Origin of the sequence: Albidovulum sediminis, from assembly GCF_025380365.1 — a bacterium.
GTDB classification, from domain to species: domain Bacteria; phylum Pseudomonadota; class Alphaproteobacteria; order Rhodobacterales; family Rhodobacteraceae; genus Albidovulum; species Albidovulum sediminis.
The window spans coordinates 341,878-365,445 of the sequence record NZ_JAOCQF010000002.1; the positions used below are offsets into that span (position 1 = coordinate 341,878).

Genomic DNA, 23,568 nt, shown 5'->3' on the forward strand with positions numbered 1-23,568 from the left:
GGATCATGGACGACATCGACCTCGTGCGCGCCTTCAATCGGGACTGGACCCGCGCGATGGGTCTTCTGGGGCGCAACTACCTCGGCACCGGGCTGGGCGTCGCCGAGGTGCGGGCGGTCTTCGAACTGGCGCAGGGAAGGGTCGCGACGGCGCGCGAACTGGCGGCGACCCTGTGCCTAGACGAAGGCCATGTCAGCCGCATCCTCGGCCTGTTCGAGCGGCGCGGCTGGCTTTGCCGCAGGACGGACGGTCGCGACAGGCGCCGGCGTGAAATCGACCTGACCGACGCCGGCCGCGCCGCGATCGCGGCGCTCGAGGTGTCGTCCCGTGCCGACGTGGCCCATCGGCTTGCCGGATTGCCCGAGGTTCGCCGCCGGGCGATTCTGGACGCGGCGCGCGCATCCCGTCCGATCCTGGCAGCAGAGGTCACGCTGCACGACCTCGGGCCGGGGGATGGCGGATGGATCATATCGCGTCACGCAGAGCTTTACGCGCAGGACGAAGGCTACGACCAGAGTTTCGAGGCTTTGGTGGCCGGGATCGTGGCAGAGTTCCTGCGCACCCGCGACCCGATCTGCGACCGCGCCTGGATCGCCCGGCGGGGGGATGAACGGCTCGGCTCGGTCTTCTGTGTGCGCGAAGACGAGGACACCGCGCGCCTGCGGCTTTTCCTTCTGGACCCCCGGGCGCGCGGGATCGGCCTTGGCCGCCGGATGCTGTCCGCCTGCCTGTCGCATGCCCGTGAAAGGGGATTCCGCCGCATGGTGCTGTGGACCCACCAGAGCCACGGCGCCGCCTGCGCCCTTTACGCCAGCGCGGGATTCCGGATGACGGCCGAGGCACCGGCCCGCGCCTTCGGCTGCGACGTCGTCGACCAGACATGGGAACTGGACCTTGGGCCAGAGTGAACCTATCTTTGAAGGCGCCGGTTCAGGCAGGTGGCGGGGCCGATTTTCCGGTTGACCCCGACGGCCGAAAGCCCTAATCGGACGCGCACCGCACGCCGGTCGTGCCGCCTTAGCTCAGTTGGTTAGAGCACCAGATTGTGGATCTGGGGGTCCCCCGTTCGAGCCGGGGAGGCGGTACCATCCCGACCGGCCGTTGCTTTCCAGTCCCCGCAGGTCCGGTCGTCCGGTTGCTTACAGGCGCAAAAGCGCGCGTTCGAGCGCGCCGAGCGCAATCTCGACCTCCGCCACACCGAACACCAGAGGCGGGCGCATCTTGACGATGTTGCCGTGCACGCCCTCGCTGCCGACCAGCAGGCCTTCGTCGCGCAGGAGGTTCACCAGGCGGTCCGTCTCCTGCGGGGCGGGGTTGAGCGTTGCAGGGTCGCGCACCAGTTCGACCCCGAAGGCGAGGCCGGTGCCGCGCACGTCGCCGATGATCGGGAACCGGCGCGCAAGGTCCTTCAGCCCGGCCTTGAACAGCGCCCCGGTCTCGCGCGCGTTCCGCATCAGATCGCCGTCGCGGATCGCGTCCAGGACGGCCAGACCCGCCGCGCAGGACACGTTGTTGCCGCCGAAGGTGGAGAAGAACGCGGTCTGCTCCAGGAAGTGGTCGAAGATCTCCGGCCGGGTCAGGACAACGCCGACCGGATGGCCGTTTCCGGCGGGCTTGCCGATGGTGACGAAATCCGGCGTTGCCCCGTGGTGCTGGTAGCCCCAGAAATGCGCGCCCATCCTGCCGAAGCCGGACTGGACCTCATCGGCGATGCAGAGGCCGCCGGCGGCGCGGACCTTCGCGAAAAGCTCGTTCACATAGCCGGGGCAGGGTTCCAGGATGCCGTTCGTCATGAAGGCGCTGTCGACGATCACCGCCGCGGGCTTCATCCCCGCCTCGGCCAGCGACCGGATCGCCCGGTCGGCATCGTCGGCATAAAGGCGGCCCATGTCGGGGGTGCCGTGCCGGTGGATGCCACGATATCCGTCCGGCGCCAGCAGGGTGCGGACATGGTCCGCCATCGGGGCCTTGCGGGCGGCCGAGGGCGACACCGCGTCGATCGCCTCGGTGATGCCGTGATAGGCGAATTCCTGGCAAAGGAAGCCCCGGTTGCCGGTCCAGGCGCGCGCCATCCGCCAGGCGATATCGTTGGCCTCGGATCCGGAGTTGACGAAGGCGCAGGCTGTCAGTTCGCCCCCGGTGAGCGCACCCAGACGTTCGGCGTATTCAAGCACCTGTTCGCCCACGTAGCGGGTGTTGGTATTCAGGATGCGGACCTGCGCGGCGATGGCGTCGGCCACGCGCGGGTGGCAATGCCCGAGGATCGGCACGTTGTTGTAGCAGTCGAGAAAGCGGCGCCCCTCGGCGTCGTGCAGCCAGACCCCGTCGCCGCGCACCATGTGGAGCGGCGGGTCGTAGAAGACATAGGGCCGCGATCCCATCACCTTGCGCCGCCGTTCCATCAGCGCGGCGACGGGTTGGCGCGGGGCGGGGGCGGACTGGCCGGCGGCCGCGGCGAGAAGGGCGGTGGTCCTTCCCCGTCCCATGGTCATCATCGCCTCCAGCGCCGCGGGCGCGCCGAAGCCGTGTTCCCCGATATAGTCGGGTTCGTCCGGCGATTCGGCCGCGCGCGCGGCGGTGATGACAAGCGTCACAAGCTGGCGCATCACCATCAGGTCGAAGACGAGGTCGATCTCGGCGGGTTCGATCGGCTGCACGGCGTTGTAGCCATGCGTCATCGCCTCCCACATGCCGGCGGGGTCGCGGGCGTCCGGCATGAAATCGGAGAGCGCGTCCGAAAGGTCGAGGATCGCCGGCCCGTGGAACATGTCGCCGAAGTCGATGATGCCGGTCACGCCGCCGTCCGCGCCCAGGATCAGATTGTGGCCATGGACGTCGCCGTGGATGGTCTGGACGCGCAGGTGCGGCAGCCGGGGCAACACCTCGGCGGCAAAGCGGTCGATTAATTCGCCCGCGGCCGGCGCCAGCGCGCCGAGGTGGTGCACCCTGTCGCGCAGCTTCGGCGCTTCGCGCACGTCCCAGAGCAGCCCGCGATTGCCGGCGGCGGGGTGAAAGAACCCGCGAAGCGCGCGCTGAAGCCCGGCGATGGTCGCCCCGATCCGCGCGAAGTCTTCCGCCCCGAGGGACCGGTCCGACGCGATCGCCCCCGGCAGGAAGGACAGGACATAGACGCGATGCGCCGCCCCGTCCGGGTCTGTGATGCGGGCGATCCCGTCGCCCCCGCGTGTCCGCCTGAGCCGCGGCGTGGGGATCTGTGGCGCCACCGATGCGAGGTGGTCGAGCGCGCCGATCTGGCAGTCGATGACCGCGTCCGGTTCGGCGGCGTTGGCGATCTTGAGGACCCACTCCGCCCCGTTCGCCTCGGTCACGCGAAAGTTCTGGTCACGCTCGCTGTAAAGCGGCGAGAGGCGCCCGGTCAGGCCGAATTCGGCCTCGGCGACGGACGCCGCGAAATCGGCGGAAAGCGTGGGGGCCTGCGCCCTGAGGAACTTCATCGGTTCACCTGTCGGACTGGTGACCCTTCCTAGCGCGGCAGGAATTTGACAGTCCAGTCAGAACTGGCGGGTCGGTGCCGATTGCCCCGGCCCCTGCTCCGGGATCAGGGCCGCTCCCGGCCCAGCGGCGACGAAGCCGTTGCAGAAGGTGGCGTGCGGCATCAGCCGGGCGAGCGTGGCGGGGAGCGCCGCCTCCGACCCCCGGAGTGCGGTGTCATAGGCGCGAGCGACGTCGTTGAAGGCGCCCGCGTGCGGCGACAGCCGCAGAGAGGCGACGCCGGCATCGCGCAGCGCGCCGATCTGCGCCGCAACGGTCGTGACCGCCCGGCCAAGCGTCTGCACGCCGTTCACCGTCAGGAACGCCTGCCCGTCGAGCGTGTCCACGTCGCGCCCGTCCGGGTCTTCGCCGCAGACGAACTGGCAACTGTCCTTGGCACGGTCATGCAGTCGCGCGTGATAGCAGCGCCCCGATATGGCAAGCGGGGCGCGGCCATGCCCCCAGACCTCGACCGCCACGTCCGCCGCCCGGCCAGCGCGCGCCAGCGTCTCGATCGACGCCAGCGGCAGTTCCGGCGGCAGGCAGATGCGGGTCGCCCCCCGCCGCGCCAGCCATTCGAGCGTGCCTTCGTTGTAGACGTTCACCATCGGCCCCACCCAGAAGGGCGCGCCCACCGGCACATGCGCCAGCGCGGACAAGTCGTTGACCTCGACCGGCAGGCCTGCGGCCATCAGGTCGGCCGTCATCCGCCGTTCGCGCTTGAGCGTGATGAGCGCGAGGGTGGACAGCGCCACCTCCTTGCCGCCGTCGCGCAGCACATCGACGGCGCCGGCGATCTCGTCCTGCCAGAAGGGCAGACGCTTGGAGCAGACCCATTCGCCGATAACCACGCGCGCGACCGGGGCCGCGGCGAGATCGCGGTAGAACGCCCGCACCGCCTCGGCGGACCAGAAGAAGGGATTGGGGCCGACGGTCAGGTCCATGTTCACCTCCAGGTCTTGGCATAGGCGCCGGTGGTGGCGGCCTGCCCCTCGGTCAGCCGGGTCAGGAGCCCTTCGGGCATGGGGTCGCCGCGCTCGGCGGCTTCCACGGCGGCGCGGAAGGCGCGGACAACCTGTGTGACATAGGCACGGCTGCGTTGGCGCCCCTCGATCTTCAGCGCGCTGACGCCAGCCTTGCGAAGCGCGGGGATCAGGCGCGTGGCATCGAGGCTGACCGGGTCCTCGAAGATGTGGCCGGTCTGGTCGCCCGAGGTGAAGCAGCCCTTGCAAAGCGTGGGATAGGGGACGGGCGCGCCCCTGGCCGTCCGGTGGATCAGGAAGCCGCCCAGCCGCGCCTCCTGCCCCTTCGCGGTTTCCGCATAGGCCACATGCGAGGCAGGCGAACAGACGCCGTTCATGTTGGGCGAAAGCCCCGTGGCATAGGAGGAGAGCGAACAGCGCCCCTCGGCCATCACGCAAAGCCCGCCGAAGACGAAGACCTCGGTCTCCACTTCGGTTTCCCGGTTGATGGCGGCGATCTCTTCGACGGTCAGGACGCGCGGCAGCACGACGCGCCTGACGCCGAAGGCCTGGGCATAAAGGTTGATCGCGTCGGGATTGGCGGCGGCGGCCTGAACCGACAGGTGGAGGCGCAGCCCCGGATGGCGCTCGGCGGCGTGGGCGAGAAGCCCGATATCGGCCAGGATCACCGCATCGGCGCCTGCCGCCGCCGCATCGGCCACCGCCCGGTGCCAAAGGTCTTGAGCCCCCGCGCGCGGGAAGGTGTTGATCGCGACCAGGACTTTCGCCCCCCTGTCATGGGCAAAATCGATGCCGGCTGCCATCTCCTCGCGGCTGAAGTTGAGGCCCGGAAAGTTGCGCGCGTTCGTTTCGTCGGCAAAGCCGCAATAGACCGTATGCGCGCCCGCCTCGACCGCGGCGCGCAGCGCGGCGGGCGTGCCCGCCGGGCAGACGAGTTCCATCATTCCCTGACCTCCGTTTCCGTGACGCGATGCAGCGACAGGCCGGTGCGCCGTTCGAGCAACCCGGACAGGCGCCGGGCCATGGGTCCGGCGGCGGGGGCAAGTCCCGCAATCTCCTCGGTCAGGTCGATTTCCGCATCGTCAAGCGCATTGCGCAGCGCGAGGACCGCCGCGGTATCTCCGCCGATCGTCAACTCGCCCGAGAAGAAGAGCGCGTCACCGTCCTCGGCCCCGTGCAGCATCGACAGGAACGCCGACAGGCGCCCGCGGATCGCCGCGTCGTGTGCGGGGCGGGCGGACCGGGGCAGGACGCGGGCGCGGCGCAGCGCCGGTTCGATCAGCAGCAGCACCGGCACATTGGTCACGTCGATCAGGAACCGTGCGCCCGCCGCCGCCCCCATCCGGCCGAGGATCGCCGGGTGCCGGCGCAGCGTCGAACGCATCAGCATCGACAGCACCGCGGCAAGCGGTGAAAGCGGCAGGGGCAGGGGCAGGGCGGGCATGGGCGGCTGCGTCATGCGCCCCGGCATAGGCAATCCCGCACTCCGGCATCTTGATAATTGTCAATCCCGCGCCGCTTTCCGGCTGCTAAGCGGGGCGGGCTGCAACCGGACCACCTTCATGCAACGCCTGTCGCCCTGTCCCGACCTGCGCGCCTTCCTCGACCGGGCCGAAGCCCTGGGCGATCTGGCCCGTATCGGCGCCCCGGTCGCCCTGCGTCATGAGATGACCGCGGTGCAGCTTGCCGCGCTTCGGCGCGGCGGGCCGGTCCTGCGCTTCGACAATGCGAGCGACGACCACGGGGCGAGGGCCGGCCTTCCCGTCATTTCCAACCTCTTTGGCACGCGGGCCCGGGTCGCGTCGGGACTTGGCATCGCGCCCGACGACGTGGGCGAGTTCGGCGCCTTCCTGGCCGCATTGCGCGCCCCCGCCCCGGTCGAGGGGATGCGCGACGCGCTCGCGCGCTGGCCGATGCTGCGCGCGGCGCTGTCCACGCGGCCGAAGATCCTGCGTCGCCCGCCCGTGCAGGAGGCGCGGCTGCCCGATCTTGCCGCGTTGCCGGTGCAGACGCCCTGGCCGGGCGATGCCGGCCCGCTGATCACCTGGCCGGTGGTGGTCACCCGCCCGCACGGCAGCGCGCCCGCGGATGTGGCGCGCTACAATCTTGGCGTCTACCGCGCGCAGGTGATCGGCCCGGACCGGCTGATCCTGCGCTGGCTGGCCCATCGCGGCGGCGCGGCCCATGCCCGCGGCTGGGCACGGGCGGGCGAGCCGATGCCCGTCGCCGTGGCGCTGGGCTGCGATCCCGCGCTTCTGCTGTCGGCGGCGCTTCCCCTGCCCGAAACCGTGTCGGAACTGACCTTTTCCGGCGTTCCGCGCGGCGCACGCACCGAGATCGCGCCGGCCGCCACCGTCCCGCTGATGGTTCCCGCGCGGGCCGAAATCGTGATCGAGGGCTGGGTCCACCCCGGCGACACCGCGCCGGAGGGGCCGTTCGGCGACCACACGGGTTACTACAACGCCGCCGAACCGTTCCCCGTCCTCAGCGTCTCGGCGATCACCTGCCGCAGCGATCCGCTTTACCTGTCCACCGTCACCGGCCGCCCGCCCGACGAGCCTTCGGTGATCGGAGAGGTCTTCAACGATCTCGCCCTTCCCGTCATCCGCGCCCAGATCCCCGAGGTCGAGGATCTCTGGCTGCCGCCCGCCGCTTGTTCTTACCGAGTCGCGGTTGTGAAGATCGCCAAGCGCTATCCGGGCCAGGCGCGGCGGGTGATGATGGCGCTCTGGGGGATGCTGCCGCAGTTCAGCTACACCAAGATGATCGTCGCGGTGGACGGCGACATCGACGCCCGCAACTGGGATGACGTTCTCTGGGCGCTGTCCACCCGGATGGACCCGGCGCGCGACCTGATGGTGGTGGACGGCACGCCGATGGACTACCTCGACTTCGCCAGCCCGCGCGAAGGGCTTGCGGGCAAGATCGGGCTGGATGCCACGACGAAGATCAAGGCAGAAACCACCCGCGACTGGGGCCGCGTGATGGTGTTGGACCCCGCGCACGAGGCGCGCGCGGCCCGGCTGCTGGACGAGGTCATGGCATGACCGCGCGGGTCGTCCTTGGCGTTTCGGGCGCGTCCGGCGCGGCACTTGCGCTCGACTGCGCGCGCGCGCTCCACGCGGCGGGGGCGGAGGTGGAACTGGTGCTTTCCGCCATGGCCGAGCGCACGCTGGCGCTGGAAATCGGCCCCGCCGCGCGGGACGAACTGGTCGCACTGGCTGCCCGCGTTCACCCGGTCATCGACCTGGGCGCGGCCATCGCCTCGGGCTCCTTCCCGGTCGCGGGCATGATCGTCGCGCCCTGTTCGATGCGCAGCCTGGCCGCGATCGCGCACGGGCTGGACGACAACCTTCTGACCCGTGCCGCCGGGGTGCAACTGAAGGAACGCCGCCCGCTGATCCTTCTGGCACGCGAGGCGCCGCTGACGCTGGCCCACCTGCACAACATGACCGCCGTTACCGAGATGGGGGCGGTCGTCCTGCCCCCAGTGCCGGCCTTCTACCTCCGCCCCGTCACGGTGGCGGAGATCACTGCCCAGATCGCCGCGCGCGCAGTCGATCTTTTGCACCTTGGCCCGCCCATCGCGCAGGCCTGGACCCCCGAGACGAAAGGAAATGCGACATGACCACCCTTGCCATCACCCCCGAAACCCCGGTCGGCGCCATCACCGATGCCCTGCCCGGCGCGACCGAGGTCTTCCGCCGCGCGGGGATCGGTTTCTGCTGCGGCGGGGACGAGGCCCTGGCCGAGGCCGCCGCCCACAACGGCGCGGACCTCGGCGCGGTCATGGCCGAATTGAAGGCGCTTCTCGCCCGGCAGGGCGGCGAGGCGCCGTCGGAAACCCCCGCCCTGATCGACTATATCCTCCTGCGCTACCATGACGTCCACCGCGAGGAACTGGAATGGCTGATCCCGCTCGCCCGGAAGGTTGAGACCGTCCACGGCGACCATGAGGAGGCGCCGCTTGGCCTGACCGAGGCGCTGGTGGCGCTGGCCGAGGACCTCGACAGCCACATGGTGAAGGAGGAGAACGTGCTGTTCCCGATGATGCGGGCGGGCGGCCATCCGATGATCGTTCACCCGATCGCGGCGATGCGGCACGAACACGACACCGCGGACGCCCTGCTGCGCCAGGTTCTGGAGGTCACCCGCGATCTTGACCTGCCGGTGGGCGCCTGCCGTAGCTGGACCGCGCTATACACCGGCTTGCGCAAGTTTGCCGATGACCTCGTCGAGCATATGCGGCTGGAGAACGACGTGCTGTTCCCGCGTTACGAGAGGGTCTGAGCAGGGCGCGCCGCGCTCAGCACCGGAAAGGGCGCGGGGTGCGCCAGGGCGGGCAGGTGGGCCGACAGGAAGGCGATCCACCCGCCCGACCAGAGAAGGCCCGACAGCACGATCCAGCCTGCAGGGGCCTGCGCGGCTTCGGCGCCCGCCCGGATCGCGGCGGCCAGGAGGAGGAGCGCGAAGGCCAGCCAGTGGTGCCGGCGCGGCACAAGCCCGGAGCCCGGCGGGCGGAGCATCGTCGCACGGGCGGCAAAGGCCAGCACCATCGGCCCCATGACGCCCATCGCCAGCAGATGCTCGGCGGCGAGGGCCGGGATCGCGCCCGCCCCCGCCGCCGCCTGAACGACCAGCGCCGGGCAGAGCCCCGCATAGGCCATCGCAAGCATGCGGTTCGCCGCACCCGCGCGCGATGCCCCGCGCAGCCGCGTCAGCACCCAGACCGCGGCAAGGGCCAGGGCCGCCGTCCCCCACGTCGTCCCCCACGCCGTCCCTGCCAGCGCCATCCCCGCGAGGATGAGGGCAAGACCGGGCCAGAACCGCGGGGATGCGGCCGCCTCGATCTGCTCCGCCGCCAGAAAGGCCGGGACCGCCCGGCCCCCGACTGCCAGGATCAGCGCGGCCATGGCCAGCAGCAAGGGAGATGCCGGCAGATGCCCGGCGATCACCGCGACCTCTGCCACTGCCAACGCCAGCGGCGCCGAGGCCAGCGGCAGCCGCCACCAGCGCCGCGCAATGACGACCGGCCAGAGCACGGCCAGCGCGATGGCGAAAAGAAGCAGCACCAGCGCGCCCACCGCCTCCGGCCGGACCAGGGACACGATCCGGGCAGCGATAGCCAACAGGCCCAGCACCGGCGCCCCAAGCGGCGCGTCCTGCCCGGTCCAGGCCCGCTGCGCGGTCAGGACATAGCCCACGACTGCCGCCCCGCCGAAGCCGAAGACGCCCAGCCGCAGGTGCGCAAGCCGAGGATCGTCGAGCGGCAGGATCCAGACCCAAGGCAGCGCCGCCGCCATGATCCCGGCGAGCGTGAAGAATACCCCTGCCGGATGCCGCCACAGCGCCGCGCGCGGCCTTGTCATCATTATTCGGCCGCCAACCGTGCCGCAGTTTCAAGCCCGGCATGGGTCGCGGCGATCGCCATGGCCGCCTCGGCCGCCTCGCGCCCCTTCTTCACGAAATGCGCCATGAAGAAGTCCCGATGCTCGGCAGTAGGCTGGAAATGGTGCGGCGTGAGCGAGACCGACAGCACCGGCACGCCGGTTGCCAGCCCCGCCTCCATCAGCCCGGTCACGACCGCCTGCGCCACGAAATCGTGCCGGTAGATGCCGCCGTCGACGACCAGCGCCGCCGCCGCGACGGCGTCGTAACGGCCGCTTTCGGCCAGCTTTTGCGCCAGAAGCGGCATTTCGAACGCGCCCGGCACCTCGAAGCAATCAACCTCGGCGGCGGCGTCGATCTCGGCCAGACGCGCGGTGAACCCCGCCAGCGCCTGATCGACGAACTCGGCGTGCCAGCGGGCCTTGATGAAGGCGAACCTTGGGGATTTTGTCATGGCTCCGGATCCTTTCCACGTGACAAGATCCCAGAGCGCACAGACCGCCCGGACCAGCGGCCCGACCGTCCCATTCTCTCCCATCCGGACTTTCACCGTCGGCCCCGGAATTTCACCGGATCTGCTGACCCGCCCCGAAGGACGGCGCTCGCGGGCTATGACCGCCGGTGGGGAGTTTCACCCCGCCCTGAGAATGTCCTTGTGTTAACCGCCCGCGCCGCCCGCGTCAAAGCCGAATGCGCCTCGAATGACGCGCGACGCGACACTCAGGGCCCGGAAGGGGTCGATCCGGCGAGGGAAGAAGAAATGGTGCGGTTGAGAAGACTCGAACTTCCACGGGGGTTAGCCCACAGCGACCTCAACGCTGCGCGTCTACCAATTCCGCCACAACCGCACTCTGTTCCGGGGCGCGCCCCGGCGAGGTGCGCGCTTCTTAGCCGAGCGTTCCGGCGAAGTGAAGGGGATTCTTCGGAGCGCCGAAAAATTCCTCCACCCCCGGAATCAGCGGTTCAGTTCGACGCCTCGGGCACGCCGAAACTGGGCAGCGCGGCCGGCACCGGCGTTGTCGCCGCGTCATCCTCGCGGCCCACCATCGCATAGGCGGCCTTGCGCACCAGCGCCATCCGCTCCGGCTGGCCGGGGGCGAAGACCGCCGCACCCGGGCGTTCCGCACCCTGAAGGGCGATGTCGTACCAGTCGAAGGCCAGGTCGGTGCGCTGCGTCGCCCCGAAGCCCTGGCTGAGGTGATGGCCCAGAACCTCGGCATAGGCAGATTCGCCGAGACCCGCGAGCAACAAAGCCGAGGCCGTCGCCACGTCCATCGCGTCGGTGCGGTAGCCGACCGACAGGCAGATCCTTGCGGTGGACGACAGTTGCGCCGGCGGCATCCCGGTTCCGAGCGCGAAGCGCTTCACCCCCTCAAGCACCGCCGGCGCGGGGTCGAGCGACAGCGAGGCGAGTTCCGCCTTCATCGCCGGACCGAAGCCCGCGCATTGCTGGGCGATCTGCTCGGGCGTGGTGCCGGGGACGCGGGCCGCCATCTCCTCGCCCTGCGCGATCGCGTAGGAACGGGTCAGGCACAGCTGTTCGCCCAGGGCCTCCATCGGGTCGGTCATGTCGGCGACGGTGGTGTAGCCGCCGTTGGTCGTCGTCATCAGCCCGACCCGGTTGCAGAACGAGGCGAGCGAGACCTGCGCCCCTGCCGTGCCGAGGAAGGTGGGCAGCCCGGTTGCGGGCGCCACGGCAGTCGTGGTCGCGGCGGGTGCCACGCCCAAAGCCTCGTCGCGCCAGGTGACAAGAAGCCCGCGCATGCCCATCGGGTTGGCGGCTGCGGCCTGCGCTGTCGCGGGGCCGCCCGCGACGGCCCGGTGATACGAGGTCAAGAGGTGGCTGCGCTCATAGTCGGTCAGCTGTCCGGTCGCGGGATACCCCAGCGTGGCCTGATATTCTGATACCGCCGCGCGTGACCGCGCGCCCATCACCCCGTCGGGGGTTCCGGCCGGATAGCCGAAGTAGTTCAGCGCCGTCTGCACCTCGGCATTGGCGGCGCGCTGGGCCGAACTGACCGTCGGGGCCGAAGTGGCGGCCGGCTGCTTCTTCTTGTTCGCCTCGTTGACGATGACGCCGCCGATCACGCCGCCGACGACGCCGCCGACAAGCGCGTCGCCCAGATCGGCCCGGGCGGGTGCCGACTGCGCCGCCATCAGCGCCGCGGCCACGCACGAGGTTGCAATCCGTTTCGCTTTCATTCCATCTCTCCCGCATCAATGGTTTTGCACCGCAACGACTCGGGCCAGCGGGGCCGACGTCGGGCGGTGTCCGGAAATTCCCGATGAGTTTGCGCGTCCGCGCCCGCTCTGGCAACCGGGGAGTTCCGGCGGAGGCGGGGGCCGAGCATGGTCGAGTGGATCGAGAGCCGCGGGCTGGTGCCCTACGAAACCGCGCTGGCCGAGATGGAGGCGCGCGTAGCGGCCATCCACGAGGGGCGGGCAGGCGAGGCGATCTGGCTGCTGGAGCATCCGCCGCTCTACACCGCCGGAACCTCGGCCCGGGCCGAGGATCTCACCGATCCGGGCCGCTTTCCCGTCCATGTCGCGGGGCGGGGAGGGCAGTACACCTATCATGGGCCGGGTCAGCGCGTGATCTATGTCATGCTCGACCTCAACCGCCGCGGCCGCGACGTGCGGGCTTTTGTCCGCCGGCTGGAGGGCTGGGTGATCGCCACGCTGGCCGAGTTCAACGTGACGGGTGAGATCCGCGAGGGCCGGGTGGGGGTCTGGGTCCGCAGGCCCGACCGGGCGCCTAACCCGGACGGATCGGTGCGGGAGGACAAGATCGCCGCCATCGGCATCAAGCTGCGCCGCTGGGTCAGCTTCCACGGCATCTCGATCAACGTGGAGCCGGACCTGAGCCATTTCGACGGCATCGTGCCCTGCGGGATCCGCGAGCACGGGGTGACGAGCCTTGTCGATCTTGGCCTGCCGGTCACGATGGGAGACCTCGATTCAGCGCTGAAGCAGACGTTCCCGGCGGCCTTCATCCAGACGGATTGACTCTGCCGGCCACTGCCTTGCACTCGACCCGAGGCGGTGGTCTACTTGACTTATCGCAAGTCGCGACCGAGCGTCGCATGCTACGAGCGCCGTCGAAAGCGTATCTCCACAACGGAATCAGCAACCGAGGACCCGTGATGAAGACCATCCTGATCGCCGCATTCGCGACCCTGGCAGCCGCCGCACCCGCCCTTGCCGAAGGGGACGCCGCCAAGGGCGAGTCCGAATTCAAGAAATGCAAGGCCTGCCACATGATCGTCGCCGACGACGGCACCGAGATCCAGAAGGGCGGCAAGACCGGTCCGAACCTTTACGGCGTGGTGGGCCGTGCTGCCGGCGCCGTCGAGGACTTCAAGTACAGCGAAGTCATGGAAGAGGCAGGCGAGAAGGGGCTTGTCTGGACCGAGGAAACCCTAGTCGCCTACCTGCCCGATCCCACCAAGTTCCTCGAGGAATTTTCGGGTGACGACAAGGGCAAGTCGAAGATGACCTTCAAGCTTGCCAAGGGCGCCGAGGACATCGCCGCCTATCTTGCCTCGGTCGCGCAATAACCTTCCGACCCTGCCGGGGGTGAGGCAATTTTTCCTGCTTGCCCCCGGTATCTCCGATTGCCCATTTCCGGCTTGCCAATTATGACGGGCGTGTAGCCTTGCGCGGGGGAGAGTCCCGCGCCGTGCGAATGGAATGGGAGAACAGCATGGCCGACGCAGCCGTTCATGGCCACGGCGAACATGGGCATCCCGGGTTCTTCACCCGGTGGTTCATGTCGACCAACCACAAGGATATCGGTATCCTCTACCTTTTCACGGCCGCCGCCGTGGGGTTCATTTCCGTCCTTTTCACCGTCTACATGCGGCTGGAACTGATGAATCCCGGCGTGCAGTACATGTGCCAGGAGGGCGCGCGGTTCATCGCCTCCGACGCGGTCTGCACTCCGAACGGGCACCTGTGGAACGTGATGATCACCTATCACGGCGTCCTGATGATGTTCTTCGTCGTCATCCCGGCGCTGTTCGGCGGGTTCGGCAACTACTTCATGCCGCTGCATATCGGCGCGCCGGACATGGCGTTCCCGCGGATGAACAACCTGTCCTACTGGCTTTATGTCGCGGGGACCTCGCTCGGCGTCGCCTCGATGCTGGCGCCGGGTGGCAATGGTTCGCTGACCTCGGGCCTGGGCGCCGGGGCGGGCGTGGGCTGGGTGCTTTACCCGCCGCTGACGACCACGGCCGAGGGCGGCTATGCGATGGACCTCGCGATCTTCGCGGTCCACGTGTCGGGCGCGTCCTCGATCCTCGGCGCGATCAACATGATCACTACCTTCCTGAACATGCGCGCCCCCGGCATGACCCTGCACAAGGTGCCCCTGTTCGCCTGGTCGATTTTCGTGACCGCCTGGCTGATCTTGCTGTCGCTGCCGGTTCTGGCGGGCGCGATCACCATGCTGCTGACCGACCGCAACTTCGGAACCACCTTCTTCTCGCCGTCGGGCGGGGGTGACCCGATCCTCTACCAGCACATCCTGTGGTTCTTCGGTCACCCGGAGGTCTACATCATCATCGTGCCGGGCTTCGGGATCATCAGCCACGTCATCGCGACCTTCTCGAAGAAGCCGATCTTCGGCTACCTGCCGATGGTCTACGCGATGGTGGGTATCGGGGTTCTGGGCTTCGTCGTCTGGGCGCACCACATGTACACCGTCGGCATGTCGCTGACCCAGCAGTCCTACTTCATGCTGGCGACGATGGTCATTGCGGTGCCCACCGGCATCAAGGTCTTCTCCTGGATCGCCACGATGTGGGGCGGCTCGATCGAGTTCAAGACGCCGATGCTCTGGGCCTTCGGGTTCCTCTTCCTCTTCACCGTGGGCGGCGTGACCGGCGTGGTGCTGAGCCAGGCGCCCGTGGACCGTGTCTATCACGACACCTATTACGTCGTGGCGCACTTCCACTACGTGATGTCGCTGGGCGCGGTCTTTGCGATCTTCGCCGGCATCTACTACTGGATGGGCAAGATGTCGGGCCGGCAGTATCCGGAATGGGCGGGCAAGCTGCACTTCTGGATGATGTTCATCGGCTCGAACCTCACCTTCTTCCCGCAGCACTTCCTGGGCCGCCAGGGTATGCCGCGCCGCTACATCGACTATCCGGAGGCCTTCGCCCACTGGAACTACATCTCGTCGCTGGGCGCGTTCCTGTCCTTCGCCTCGTTCGTGTTCTTCATTGGCGTGGTGATCTACACCCTGCGCGCCGGCCAGCGCGAGACGCGGGCGAACTACTGGAACGAGTACGCCGACACGCTGGAATGGACGCTGCCCTCGCCGCCGCCCGAACACACGTTCGAGCAGCTGCCGAAGCGCGAGGACTGGGACAAGGGCCACGCTCACTGACCCGGCAAGATCGACCGACGGCCCCGGAGCGATCCGGGGCCGTTGCCATTTGAGGGGACTCAATCCCCCTCTGACCCCTTGCGTTCTGCCACGGCTGACCGATGCCCTACGAATGGACCCGATCAGAGGCTTCGGCCGACCATCCGTCCGAACTGCGCCTCTGGCCCTACCGCTCGCTTGGCCCGCGCGGGTTTGCCGCCTTCATCGGCGCAACCGCGACGATGCTCGCTGTGCCGCTTTTCGCGGTTCTCGGAACGGCAGTTCTCTGGGGGCTTCTGCCCTTCGTCGTCGCCGCGGTCGCCGGCATGTGGTGGGCGCTGCGCCGCAGCTGGCGCGACGCGCGGTTGACCGAGGTTCTCACCCTCGGGGAAGACCGGATCTCCATCCGGCGGGATGAACCCGACGGAACCCGGAGATCGTGGGATGCCAATCCCTACTGGACCTCGGTCCACCTCAAGCCCGCAGGCGGGCCGGTCGCGCAGTACCTGACTCTCAGCGGCGGCGGCAGGGAGGTCGAGCTTGGCGCCTTTCTTGCGCCGGAGGAGCGCGTCGCCCTGGCCGACGACCTGAAGGACCGCCTCCGGCGGCTTCGGCAATCGCGCTGATCGGCTGCGAGGCGCAGGATTAGGCCCCGCAGCCGATGCGTCGCCCTATTGCACCGGAATCATCAGATGGGCGTAGGGCGTGCCGGGCCACATGACATAGGGCACCGAAGTGTCGGGGCTGGCACTCTCGGGGTATCCGGCCATCTGGCTACCGGCGTTGACCACCATGACATGCGGTCCCGTCTCGATCCAGTTGTTGCCGTCTGCCGGCGCGGTTGCGTAGGGGTCAGTATTGCTGGCGTCGGTGCCTCCGGCGAGCATGTACATGAAGCCGACCTTGCCGGCCGGCGGCTCGGCCTTTCCGATCCAGGCCATCGCCCATTCCATGGAGTTGGCGTCGCCGCACATCGGATCGGGTCCGGGCGTGGCCGGTGAGTCGGGCATGCACCACCAGCCGTTCGCGCCCTCGCGCACGGTCCGCATCTGACCGGACGCATCCATCGCGTAGACTGTCGCGCCTGCGCTGACGGCCGCCGGTGCGGCCGATTCCGCGCTCTTGATCAGGTCTTCGTCGGTCTGCGCGTAGGCGCCCGGCGAAGCCATGAGGACGGCGAAACCCAGAAACATCCGTGAACGCACTGCCATGATCCTTCTCCCTTCCGGAGTGTTGAGTGCAGCCATTCCTTGGCGTCCCGGCCTCGGGGTGCGCGAGAACGATGGCGGCGTCTCGGCCATGCGCAATGCCACGGCGGCCCTGCGAGCCACCGCAGGGAAACGCCCCGGATGCTGACGTCAGTTCGTGCCGGTCGAGAAACCGCACCGCTTCGGAGCCGGAAGACTGGAAACGCCACGCACCCGCCGGATCCTTTGGACCGACGGATTGCGCCCATTAAGAATACCACGGGCCACGCGCAATTTCCATCTTTCCGGACGGCTGCGTCGGGTCAGGCGAGGCGGTCTTTCACCCGCGGTCCCACCGCGCCGAAGTCCATCTGCCCGGTGTAGCGCGACTTGAGCGCCGCCATCACCTTGCCCATGTCCCGGATCGAGGTCGCGCCGGTTTCGCCGATCGCGGCATCGATCGCGGCGGCGATCTCTTCCTCGGCCAGTTGCCGGGGCAGGAACTCCTCGATCACGCGGATTTCGCCCAGTTCCTTCTCGGCCAGTTCAAGCCGCCCGCCTTCCTCGTAGGCGCGCGCGCTTTCCTGCCGCTGTTTGACCATCCGTCCGAGAATGGCCAGCACCTCGGCGTCGCCGACGGTGACTTCGCCACCTTCGCCGCGCACCGCGATGTCCTTGTCCTTGATGGCCGCGTTGATCAGCCGCAGCGTCGACAGCCGTTCCGCCTCTCGCGCTTTCATCGCGTCTTTGAGGGCGGCGGCAATCCTGTCCCGCATATTCATCCGGTATCCCATCCCCTGAGGTTCCGAAGGCCCACAATATCCGCTACCGTTACGCGATACAACCGCGCAAATGCGATCTAAGTTATTGATATCGTTGCGTAAGCTAAATCACGCCGAACCCCTTGACCATGGCTGGCCATTCCCCTTAATTTCCGCGGGATTTGCCAAGCGGGAGTCGCGCCATGCCGGAAAGCCCTGAGCCCAACGCCAGACCGACGGCCTGCCTTGCCCTGGCGGACGGAACGATTTTCTACGGCCATGGTTTTGGTGCCACGGGCGAGACGGTGGCCGAGCTTTGCTTCAACACCGCGATGACCGGGTATCAGGAAATCATGACCGACCCTTCCTATGCGGGCCAGGTCGTGACCTTCACCTTCCCGCACATCGGCAACGTCGGCGTCAACCCTGAGGATGACGAGGCGACCGAGCCGGTTGCCGCCGGGATGGTGGTGAAGTGGGACCCGACCGAGCCCTCGAACTGGCGCGCGGCGGGGGAGCTCACCGACTGGCTGACGCGGCGCGGGCGGATCGGCATCGGCGGTCTCGATACGCGCCGCCTGACCCGCGCGATCCGCCGACAGGGCGCCCCGCACGTGGCGCTTGCCCACGATCCTGAGGGCAACTTCGATGTCGCGGCGCTGGTCGCGCGGGCCCGCGCCTGGAGCGGCCTTGTCGGACTCGACCTCGCCAAGGACGTGACCTGCGCGCAAAGCTATCGCTGGGACGAAACCCGCTGGGCCTGGCCCGACGGCTACGGCCGGCGCGCGGGGGAGGGCCTGCGGGTCGTCGCCATCGACTACGGCGCCAAGCGCAACATCCTGCGCTGCCTCGCCTCGGCGGGGTGCGACGTGACCGTGCTGCCTGCGACGGCGACGGCAGAGGATGTCCTGGCGCTCGAGCCCGAGGGCGTGTTCCTGTCCAATGGCCCCGGCGATCCGGCGGCGACCGGCGCCTATGCCGTGCCGATGATCCAGGGCGTGCTGGCGCGCGACCTTCCGGTGTTCGGCATCTGCCTTGGCCACCAGATGCTCGCGCTGGCCCTTGGCGCGAAGACGATCAAGATGAACCACGGCCACCACGGCGCCAACCATCCGGTCAAGGATGTCGAATCCGGCAAGGTGGAGATCACCTCGATGAACCACGGCTTTGCCGTGGACAGCCAGACGCTGCCCGAGGGCGTGATCGAAACCCACATCAGCCTGTTCGACGGGTCGAACTGCGGCATCCGCATCAAGGACCGCCCGGTGTTCTCGGTCCAGCACCACCCGGAGGCCAGCCCCGGCCCGCAGGACAGCTTCTATCTGTTCGAGCGGTTCGCCGCGGCGATGCGCGACCGCCGCGCCGCCTGAGGGTCTTAACGCGCCGTTAACCTCATGCGCGCAGCATGGGTCTCGTCCGTCATGGAGAGATCATGGCCCGCGCCACTCGAAGGACCACTCCGCCACCCTTGCTGACCGTCGTGCCCATGGCGGTTCCGGACGGGCGGCCGCGCACGGGTCGCTTGCGCCCGGCGCGCACACCGCTTGGCCGCATCCTGCTGGACCGCGGCGCGGTTGATCCCGGCGACATGCTGAAGGCGCTGGCGCTGCGCGCACGCGAAGAGGCCCGCCTGGGCGAGATACTGCTGGCCCGCCGCTGGGTCGATGAGGGCGACCTGATGCAGGCGCTCTGCGATCAGTGGGGGACACGCACCGTCGACCTTAGGGCGGAACCGCCCGACGCGCGCCTTGTCGATCTGGCCGGCGCCGAACGCTGCTTGGCAGAGGCCGCGCTGCCGTGGCGCCGGATCGGTGCGGTGACGGTGATCGTCACCGCCCGCCCGGATGAGTTCGACCGGCTGCGCCGCGATCTGGCACCCGTCCTTGGCGCCTGCGTCATGGCGATCGCGCCGGAACGCGCGATCCATGACGCCATCGCCGAGGCACGCCACGCCCGCCTGGCGCGCAAGGCCGAAACCCGCACCGACCCGCGCGAAAGCTGCCGCAACCTCGGGTCGGCCCGGGCGGCGTTCTGGGTCTGGGCGGTGATCGCAGCGCTTGCGGCTGCCACCCTGGCCGCGCCCGGCGCGGTCTTCGTCGCCTTCGCGCTCTGGGCGATCCTGACGCTGGGTCTGACCACCGGGCTGAAGGCCGTCGCCTTCCGCGCCGAGTGGCGCCGGTCTCGCCAGGACCGTCCGGGGCCGCCCGCCCCCCTGGCCGGGCGATTGCCGGTCGTGTCGATGATGGTGCCGCTCTTTCGCGAAGACGACATCGCCCCGCGCCTGATCGCGCGGCTGGGGCGCCTGGACTACCCGAAGGAACTGCTCGACATCGTTCTGGTCGTGGAGGAGACGGATAGCCGCACGCGCGACGCCCTGGCACAGACGCGCCTGCCGCACTGGATGCGCGTCATCCTCGTGCCCGATGGGCCGATCCGCACCAAGCCGCGCGCGCTCAACTACGCGCTCGACTTCTGCCGGGGGCGGATCGTCGGCGTCTGGGACGCCGAGGATGCGCCCGAACCGGGGCAGATCCACAAGATCGTGCGCCGCTTCGCCGAGACCGGGCCGGAGGTTGCCTGCCTTCAGGGTGTTCTCGACTACTACAACGCCCGCCACAACTGGCTGACGCGCTGCTTCACGATCGAATACGCCGCCTGGTTCCGCGCCATGCTGCCGGGGCTGGCCCAACTGGGGCTGGTCGTTCCCCTGGGCGGCACCACCGTCTTTTTCCGGCGCGAGGCGATCGAGGCGCTGGGGGGATGGGACGCGCACAACGTGACCGAGGATGCCGATCTCGGCCTTCGTCTCGCCCGGCGCGGCTACCGCACCGAACTGGTGCCCACCGTGACCGAGGAGGAGCCGAACGCCCGCGTCCTGCCCTGGATCCGACAGCGGTCGCGCTGGCAGAAGGGCTATGCGATCACCTGGGCGGTGCACATGCGCTACCCGGCCCGGCTTTGGCGCGAGCTTGGGGCGAAGGGGTTCCTGGGCGTCCAGATCCTGTTTCTCGGCTCGCTCTCGCAGGCGGTCCTGGCGCCGGTGCTGTGGTCGTTCTGGGCGCTCAGCCTGAACCTGCCGCATCCCTTCGCGCCCCTGGCCGGCAGCGGCTGGATGGCCGCGCTCTGGGGCCTGTTCCTGGTCAGCGAGGTCGTCGGCCTGGGTGTCGCCGTCTGGGCGGTGCGCGGGCCGGGGCACCGCCATCTGATCAAGTGGGTTCCCCTGCTGCACCTCTATGCGCCGCTTGCCTCGCTGTCGTCGTACAAGGCCTTCTATGAGGTGGTGACACGACCCTTCTACTGGGACAAGACCGCGCACGGCATGATCGACGCGCCCGCCGCCGTGTCGGCGGCAGCCGATGCGGAGGCCTTCTCACAGGCCATTCCGGCCTGACGCCTGCCGGCGGTCACGGCCAGCCGAGAACGCGCCGCGCCTCCTCGGCGATCCAGCCTTCCTCGTCCGCGGCGTGGATCAGCGCCTGCACGCGCGAGGACGGGGCGTGAATGACAGGCCCGCCGCGGCCGTTTGACGCCTCGTCGAAATCAAGTCCGAGGAAGGCCAGGCCGCGCATGATCCCGGCGCGTACGGTTGCGGAATTCTCGCCGATCCCGCCGGTGAAGACCACCGCATCGATCCCGCCCATGTCGGCCACCATCGCGCCCGCATGGTGAACGGCCCAATGGATGAAATGGGCGACCGCGAAGGCGGCCTCGGGTGTGCCGGCGGTTTCGAGCGTGCGCATGTCGCTGGCCCCGCCCAGCCCCCTCAGCCCGCTCTCGCGGTTGAGGATCGCCGCGGCGCGGTCGATACCGGCCCGGCGCGCGATGTCCAGAACCGCGTTGCCGTCGATTTCTCCGGTCCGGGTGCCCATCGTCAGCCCGCCGAGGGGGGAATAGCCCATCGTCGTGGCCGCCGATCGCCCGTCGAGGATCGCGCAGAGGCTGGCCCCGTTGCCCAGATGTGCGGCCAGAAGCCGCCTGGGAAGGGGGCGCCCGGTGGCGGCAGGCAGCCGCGCAACCAGGCTTGCGTAGGACAGGCCATGAAAGCCGTACCGGCGGATGTCGCGCGTCTCCGGCAGATCGGGCAGCGCGTAGCGCCAGCCCAACGCGGGGATGGTTGAATGGAAGGCGGTGTCGAAACAGGCCACCTGACGCAACCCCGGCCAACGCTCCGCAGCCGCGGAAATGACGGCGAGCGCGGGCGGATTGTGCAGGGGTGCGAGGGTGGCGGCGGCCTGCGCCCGCGACAGGACAGTGGGCGTCAGTTCCGCCGAAGCCGCGAGGTCGGGGCCGCCATGCACGACGCGGTGAGCGACCGCGCCGACCGAGTCGGGATCGACACCCTCGGCCCGCGCCGCGTCGATGAGCGCGACGAGCGCCGCGGCATGATCGACAATCGCTTCTGCCCGAGACCCCGCCGGCAGAACCAGCCGGGATGCTCCGCCGACCTCGGCGGCCATGCCCGCAAACTGCACCGCGCCATCGGGGGCCACGATCCGGATCTTCAGCGAGGAAGACCCGGCATTCGCGACAAGGATGGGTGCTGCCCCTACGGGCCGCTGCATCCCTCAGACCCGTTGCGGGCGCATGTCGGCGGCGCTGATGCCCGCCACCTCGACCGGCTTCTTCATCGCGTCGCGGCGGAACGGCTCACCCAGTTCCTGGTTGATCATGGCTTCGATCAGCGTGGTCTTGCCGTGCTTCATCTGATCCTCGATCGCCTTCGCCAGCGCGGCGGTCAGCTCCTCCATCGTGCGAGCGACCACGCCCTGCAATCCGCAGGCCTTCGCGATGCCGGCATAGCTCACCTGTTCGTTCAACTCGGTGCCGACGAAGTTGTCGTCATACCACAGCGTCGAGTTCCGCTTTTCCGCGCCCCACTGGTAGTTGCGGAAGACGATCTGCGTGATCGCCGGCCACTCCGGGCGGCCGATGGCCGTCAGTTCGGTGACGGCGATGCCGAAGGCGCCGTCGCCCGAGAAGCCGACGACCGGCACATCGGGGCAGCCGATCTTGGCCCCCACGACCGAGGGCAGGCCATAGCCGCAGGGGCCGAACAGGCCGGGAGCGAGATATTTCCGCCCCGCCTCGAACGAGGGGTAGGCGTTGCCGATGGCGCAGTTGTTGCCGATGTCGGAGGAGATGATCGCCTCTTTCGGCAGTGCCGCCTGAATCGCGCGCCAGGCCATGCGCGGGCTCATCCAGTCGGGCTTGGCCGACCGCGCGCGCTGGTTCCATGTGGTGCCGGGGTCGTCGTCTTCGTGGTCCATCGAGGACAGTTGCTGCGCCCAGGCCGATTTCCGGGTGGCAATCAGGTCCAGCCGTTCCTGCCGGCCCTCGTCGCCCGCCGCGGGCGACAGCCGGTCCAGAAGCGCCGTCGCCACCTTCTTCGCGTCGCCGACGATCCCAACCGTTACCGGCTTGGTCAGGCCGATCCGGTTCGGGTTGATGTCGACCTGGATGATCTTCGCCTCGCGCGGCCAGTAGTCGATGCCATAGCCCGGCAGGGTCGAGAACGGGTTGAGCCGGGTGCCGAGGCAAAGGACCACATCGGCCTTCGCGATCAGTTCCATCGCGGCCTTCGACCCGTTGTAGCCCAGGGGGCCTGCGTGCAGCGGATGGGATCCGGGGAAGGCGTCGTTGTGCTGGTAGCCGCAGCAGACCGGAGCCGACAGCCGTTCGGCCAGCGCCATCGAGGCCGGGATGGCGCCGCCGATGACGACGCCCGCGCCGTTCAGGATCACCGGAAAGCGCGCCTCGGACAGAAGTGCGGCCGCCCGGTCCAGCGCCTCGGTCCCGCCGGCGGGGCGCTCGAACTCGACGATGGCGGGCAGGGTGATGTCGATAACCTGGGTGAAGTAGTCACGCGGCACGTTGATCTGCGCGGGCGCGCTGTGGCGGCGGGCTTGCAGGATTACGCGGTTCAGAACCTCGGCCATGCGTGCGGGGTCGCGCACCTCTTCCTGGTAGCAGACCATGTCGCGGAAGGCGGCCATCTGCTCTACCTCCTGGAAACCGCCCTGGCCGATGGTCTTGTTGGCGGCCTGCGGCGTCACCAGCAGAAGCGGCGTGTGGTTCCAGTAGGCGGTCTTGACCGCGGTGACGAAGTTGGTGATGCCCGGCCCGTTCTGCGCGATCATCATGCACATCTTGCCGGTGGCCCGCGTGTAACCGTCCGCCATCATCCCGCCCGAACCTTCGTGCGCGCAGTCCCAGAAGGTGATCCCGGCCTTGGGGAAGATGTCCGAGATCGGCATGAAGGCCGAACCGATGATGCCGAATACGTGCTCGATCCCGTGCATCTGAAGCACTTTGACGAAGGCTTCCTCGGTGGTCATTCGCATGGTCTGTCTCCGGTTTTGCGGATGGGCCGCAGATATCTGGCC

21 protein-coding genes, 2 tRNA genes and 1 riboswitch are annotated in these 23,568 nt (G+C 68.9%); of the genes, 11 read left to right on the top strand and 12 right to left on the bottom strand.

Going from position 1 to position 23,568, the window contains the following annotated elements:
• Window positions 1–5: 5 nt before the first annotated feature.
• Together N5I32_RS21345 and N5I32_RS13370 are read left to right on the top strand one after the other, a co-directional pair.
• The gene (locus tag N5I32_RS21345) at window positions 6–908 is read left to right on the top strand and encodes a bifunctional helix-turn-helix transcriptional regulator/GNAT family N-acetyltransferase (RefSeq protein ID WP_369414312.1); all 903 of its coding nucleotides are present in this window, start codon (window positions 6–8) and stop codon (window positions 906–908) included.
• A gap of 103 nt (window positions 909–1,011) precedes the next feature.
• Window positions 1,012–1,088 (top strand) — tRNA-His (locus tag N5I32_RS13370).
• Between the two features lie 51 nt (window positions 1,089–1,139).
• Here N5I32_RS13370 and N5I32_RS13375 read toward each other — a convergent pair.
• Genes N5I32_RS13375 through ubiT form a run of 4 tightly spaced genes read right to left on the bottom strand, consistent with a single transcriptional unit; the run spans window position 1,140 to window position 5,919 of the window.
• A complete protein-coding gene (locus N5I32_RS13375; RefSeq protein WP_261496374.1) occupies window positions 1,140–3,455 on the bottom strand; it encodes an aminotransferase class III-fold pyridoxal phosphate-dependent enzyme in 2,316 nt (771 codons plus the stop codon).
• A 57-nt stretch (window positions 3,456–3,512) separates the two neighbouring features.
• On the bottom strand, window positions 3,513–4,436 hold the full coding sequence (ubiV, locus tag N5I32_RS13380; RefSeq protein ID WP_261496375.1) for a ubiquinone anaerobic biosynthesis protein UbiV: 924 nt from the start codon (window positions 4,434–4,436) through the stop codon (window positions 3,513–3,515).
• Window positions 4,437–4,438: 2 nt separating this feature from the next.
• Window positions 4,439–5,416: a ubiquinone anaerobic biosynthesis protein UbiU gene (ubiU, locus tag N5I32_RS13385; protein WP_261496689.1), complete on the bottom strand. Its 978-nt coding sequence runs from the start codon at window positions 5,414–5,416 to the stop codon at window positions 4,439–4,441.
• Complete coding sequence (gene ubiT / locus N5I32_RS13390; protein WP_261496376.1) at window positions 5,416–5,919, bottom strand: ubiquinone anaerobic biosynthesis accessory factor UbiT; 504 nt, start codon at window positions 5,917–5,919, stop codon at window positions 5,416–5,418. The genes ubiU and ubiT overlap by 1 nt, the downstream gene beginning before the upstream one ends.
• A 118-nt stretch (window positions 5,920–6,037) precedes the next feature.
• On the opposite strand from ubiT, the gene N5I32_RS13395 reads away from it, so the two are divergent.
• From N5I32_RS13395 to ric, 3 genes are read left to right on the top strand one after another with little or no spacing between them, the layout of a single operon-like run.
• The gene (locus N5I32_RS13395) at window positions 6,038–7,522 is read left to right on the top strand and encodes a UbiD family decarboxylase (protein ID WP_261496377.1); all 1,485 of its coding nucleotides are present in this window, start codon (window positions 6,038–6,040) and stop codon (window positions 7,520–7,522) included.
• Entirely contained in the window at window positions 7,519–8,103 is a 585-nt protein-coding gene (locus tag N5I32_RS13400; protein ID WP_261496378.1) for a UbiX family flavin prenyltransferase, read from the top strand. Before N5I32_RS13395 ends, N5I32_RS13400 begins: the two co-directional genes overlap by 4 nt.
• The gene (gene ric, locus N5I32_RS13405) at window positions 8,100–8,765 is read left to right on the top strand and encodes an iron-sulfur cluster repair di-iron protein (protein WP_261496379.1); all 666 of its coding nucleotides are present in this window, start codon (window positions 8,100–8,102) and stop codon (window positions 8,763–8,765) included. Before N5I32_RS13400 ends, ric begins: the two co-directional genes overlap by 4 nt.
• Here ric and N5I32_RS13410 read toward each other — a convergent pair.
• From N5I32_RS13410 to N5I32_RS13425, 4 genes are all read right to left on the bottom strand, one after another.
• Complete coding sequence (locus N5I32_RS13410) at window positions 8,750–9,844, bottom strand: NnrS family protein (protein WP_261496380.1); 1,095 nt, start codon at window positions 9,842–9,844, stop codon at window positions 8,750–8,752. The two genes, ric and N5I32_RS13410, sit on opposite strands and share 16 nt — an antisense overlap.
• A 2-nt stretch (window positions 9,845–9,846) precedes the next feature.
• Window positions 9,847–10,317, bottom strand: coding sequence for a 6,7-dimethyl-8-ribityllumazine synthase (locus N5I32_RS13415; protein WP_261496381.1), 471 nt, complete (start codon window positions 10,315–10,317; stop codon window positions 9,847–9,849).
• 68 nt (window positions 10,318–10,385) lie between these two features.
• Window positions 10,386–10,516: riboswitch (FMN riboswitch) on the bottom strand.
• 108 nt (window positions 10,517–10,624) lie between these two features.
• Window positions 10,625–10,711: transfer RNA gene (locus N5I32_RS13420), tRNA-Leu, on the bottom strand.
• 115 nt (window positions 10,712–10,826) lie between these two features.
• Window positions 10,827–12,065, bottom strand: coding sequence for a peptidoglycan-binding domain-containing protein (locus N5I32_RS13425; protein ID WP_261496382.1), 1,239 nt, complete (start codon window positions 12,063–12,065; stop codon window positions 10,827–10,829).
• 108 nt (window positions 12,066–12,173) lie between these two features.
• Between N5I32_RS13425 and lipB the strand changes: the two genes are divergently transcribed.
• The 4 genes from lipB (at window position 12,174) to N5I32_RS13445 (ending at window position 15,863) form a co-directional block, all read left to right on the top strand.
• Window positions 12,174–12,869, top strand: coding sequence for a lipoyl(octanoyl) transferase LipB (gene lipB, locus N5I32_RS13430; protein WP_261496690.1), 696 nt, complete (start codon window positions 12,174–12,176; stop codon window positions 12,867–12,869).
• A 137-nt stretch (window positions 12,870–13,006) separates the two neighbouring features.
• Window positions 13,007–13,420, top strand: coding sequence for a c-type cytochrome (locus N5I32_RS13435; RefSeq protein ID WP_261496383.1), 414 nt, complete (start codon window positions 13,007–13,009; stop codon window positions 13,418–13,420).
• A 146-nt stretch (window positions 13,421–13,566) separates the two neighbouring features.
• Window positions 13,567–15,258, top strand: a complete 1,692-nt coding sequence (ctaD, locus tag N5I32_RS13440; protein WP_261496384.1) for a cytochrome c oxidase subunit I — start codon at window positions 13,567–13,569, stop codon at window positions 15,256–15,258.
• Between the two features lie 101 nt (window positions 15,259–15,359).
• Window positions 15,360–15,863: a DUF2244 domain-containing protein gene (locus tag N5I32_RS13445; RefSeq protein ID WP_261496385.1), complete on the top strand. Its 504-nt coding sequence runs from the start codon at window positions 15,360–15,362 to the stop codon at window positions 15,861–15,863.
• Between the two features lie 45 nt (window positions 15,864–15,908).
• On the opposite strand, the gene N5I32_RS13450 is transcribed toward N5I32_RS13445, so the two are convergent.
• Both N5I32_RS13450 and N5I32_RS13455 read right to left on the bottom strand, forming a co-directional pair.
• Entirely contained in the window at window positions 15,909–16,448 is a 540-nt protein-coding gene (locus tag N5I32_RS13450; protein WP_261496386.1) for a hypothetical protein, read from the bottom strand.
• A 299-nt stretch (window positions 16,449–16,747) separates the two neighbouring features.
• The gene (locus N5I32_RS13455; protein WP_261496387.1) at window positions 16,748–17,206 is read right to left on the bottom strand and encodes a GatB/YqeY domain-containing protein; all 459 of its coding nucleotides are present in this window, start codon (window positions 17,204–17,206) and stop codon (window positions 16,748–16,750) included.
• A gap of 182 nt (window positions 17,207–17,388) precedes the next feature.
• Between N5I32_RS13455 and carA the strand changes: the two genes are divergently transcribed.
• Together carA and N5I32_RS13465 are read left to right on the top strand one after the other, a co-directional pair.
• On the top strand, window positions 17,389–18,555 hold the full coding sequence (gene carA, locus N5I32_RS13460; protein ID WP_261496388.1) for a glutamine-hydrolyzing carbamoyl-phosphate synthase small subunit: 1,167 nt from the start codon (window positions 17,389–17,391) through the stop codon (window positions 18,553–18,555).
• A 62-nt stretch (window positions 18,556–18,617) separates the two neighbouring features.
• A complete protein-coding gene (locus N5I32_RS13465) occupies window positions 18,618–20,576 on the top strand; it encodes a glycosyltransferase (protein WP_261496389.1) in 1,959 nt (652 codons plus the stop codon).
• Window positions 20,577–20,589: 13 nt separating this feature from the next.
• Here N5I32_RS13465 and N5I32_RS13470 read toward each other — a convergent pair whose 3' ends face one another.
• Together N5I32_RS13470 and xsc are read right to left on the bottom strand one after the other, a co-directional pair.
• Window positions 20,590–21,747, bottom strand: coding sequence for an acetate/propionate family kinase (locus tag N5I32_RS13470; RefSeq protein WP_261496390.1), 1,158 nt, complete (start codon window positions 21,745–21,747; stop codon window positions 20,590–20,592).
• A 3-nt stretch (window positions 21,748–21,750) separates the two neighbouring features.
• Window positions 21,751–23,526: a sulfoacetaldehyde acetyltransferase gene (xsc, locus tag N5I32_RS13475; protein WP_261496391.1), complete on the bottom strand. Its 1,776-nt coding sequence runs from the start codon at window positions 23,524–23,526 to the stop codon at window positions 21,751–21,753.
• Window positions 23,527–23,568: the final 42 nt, after the last annotated feature.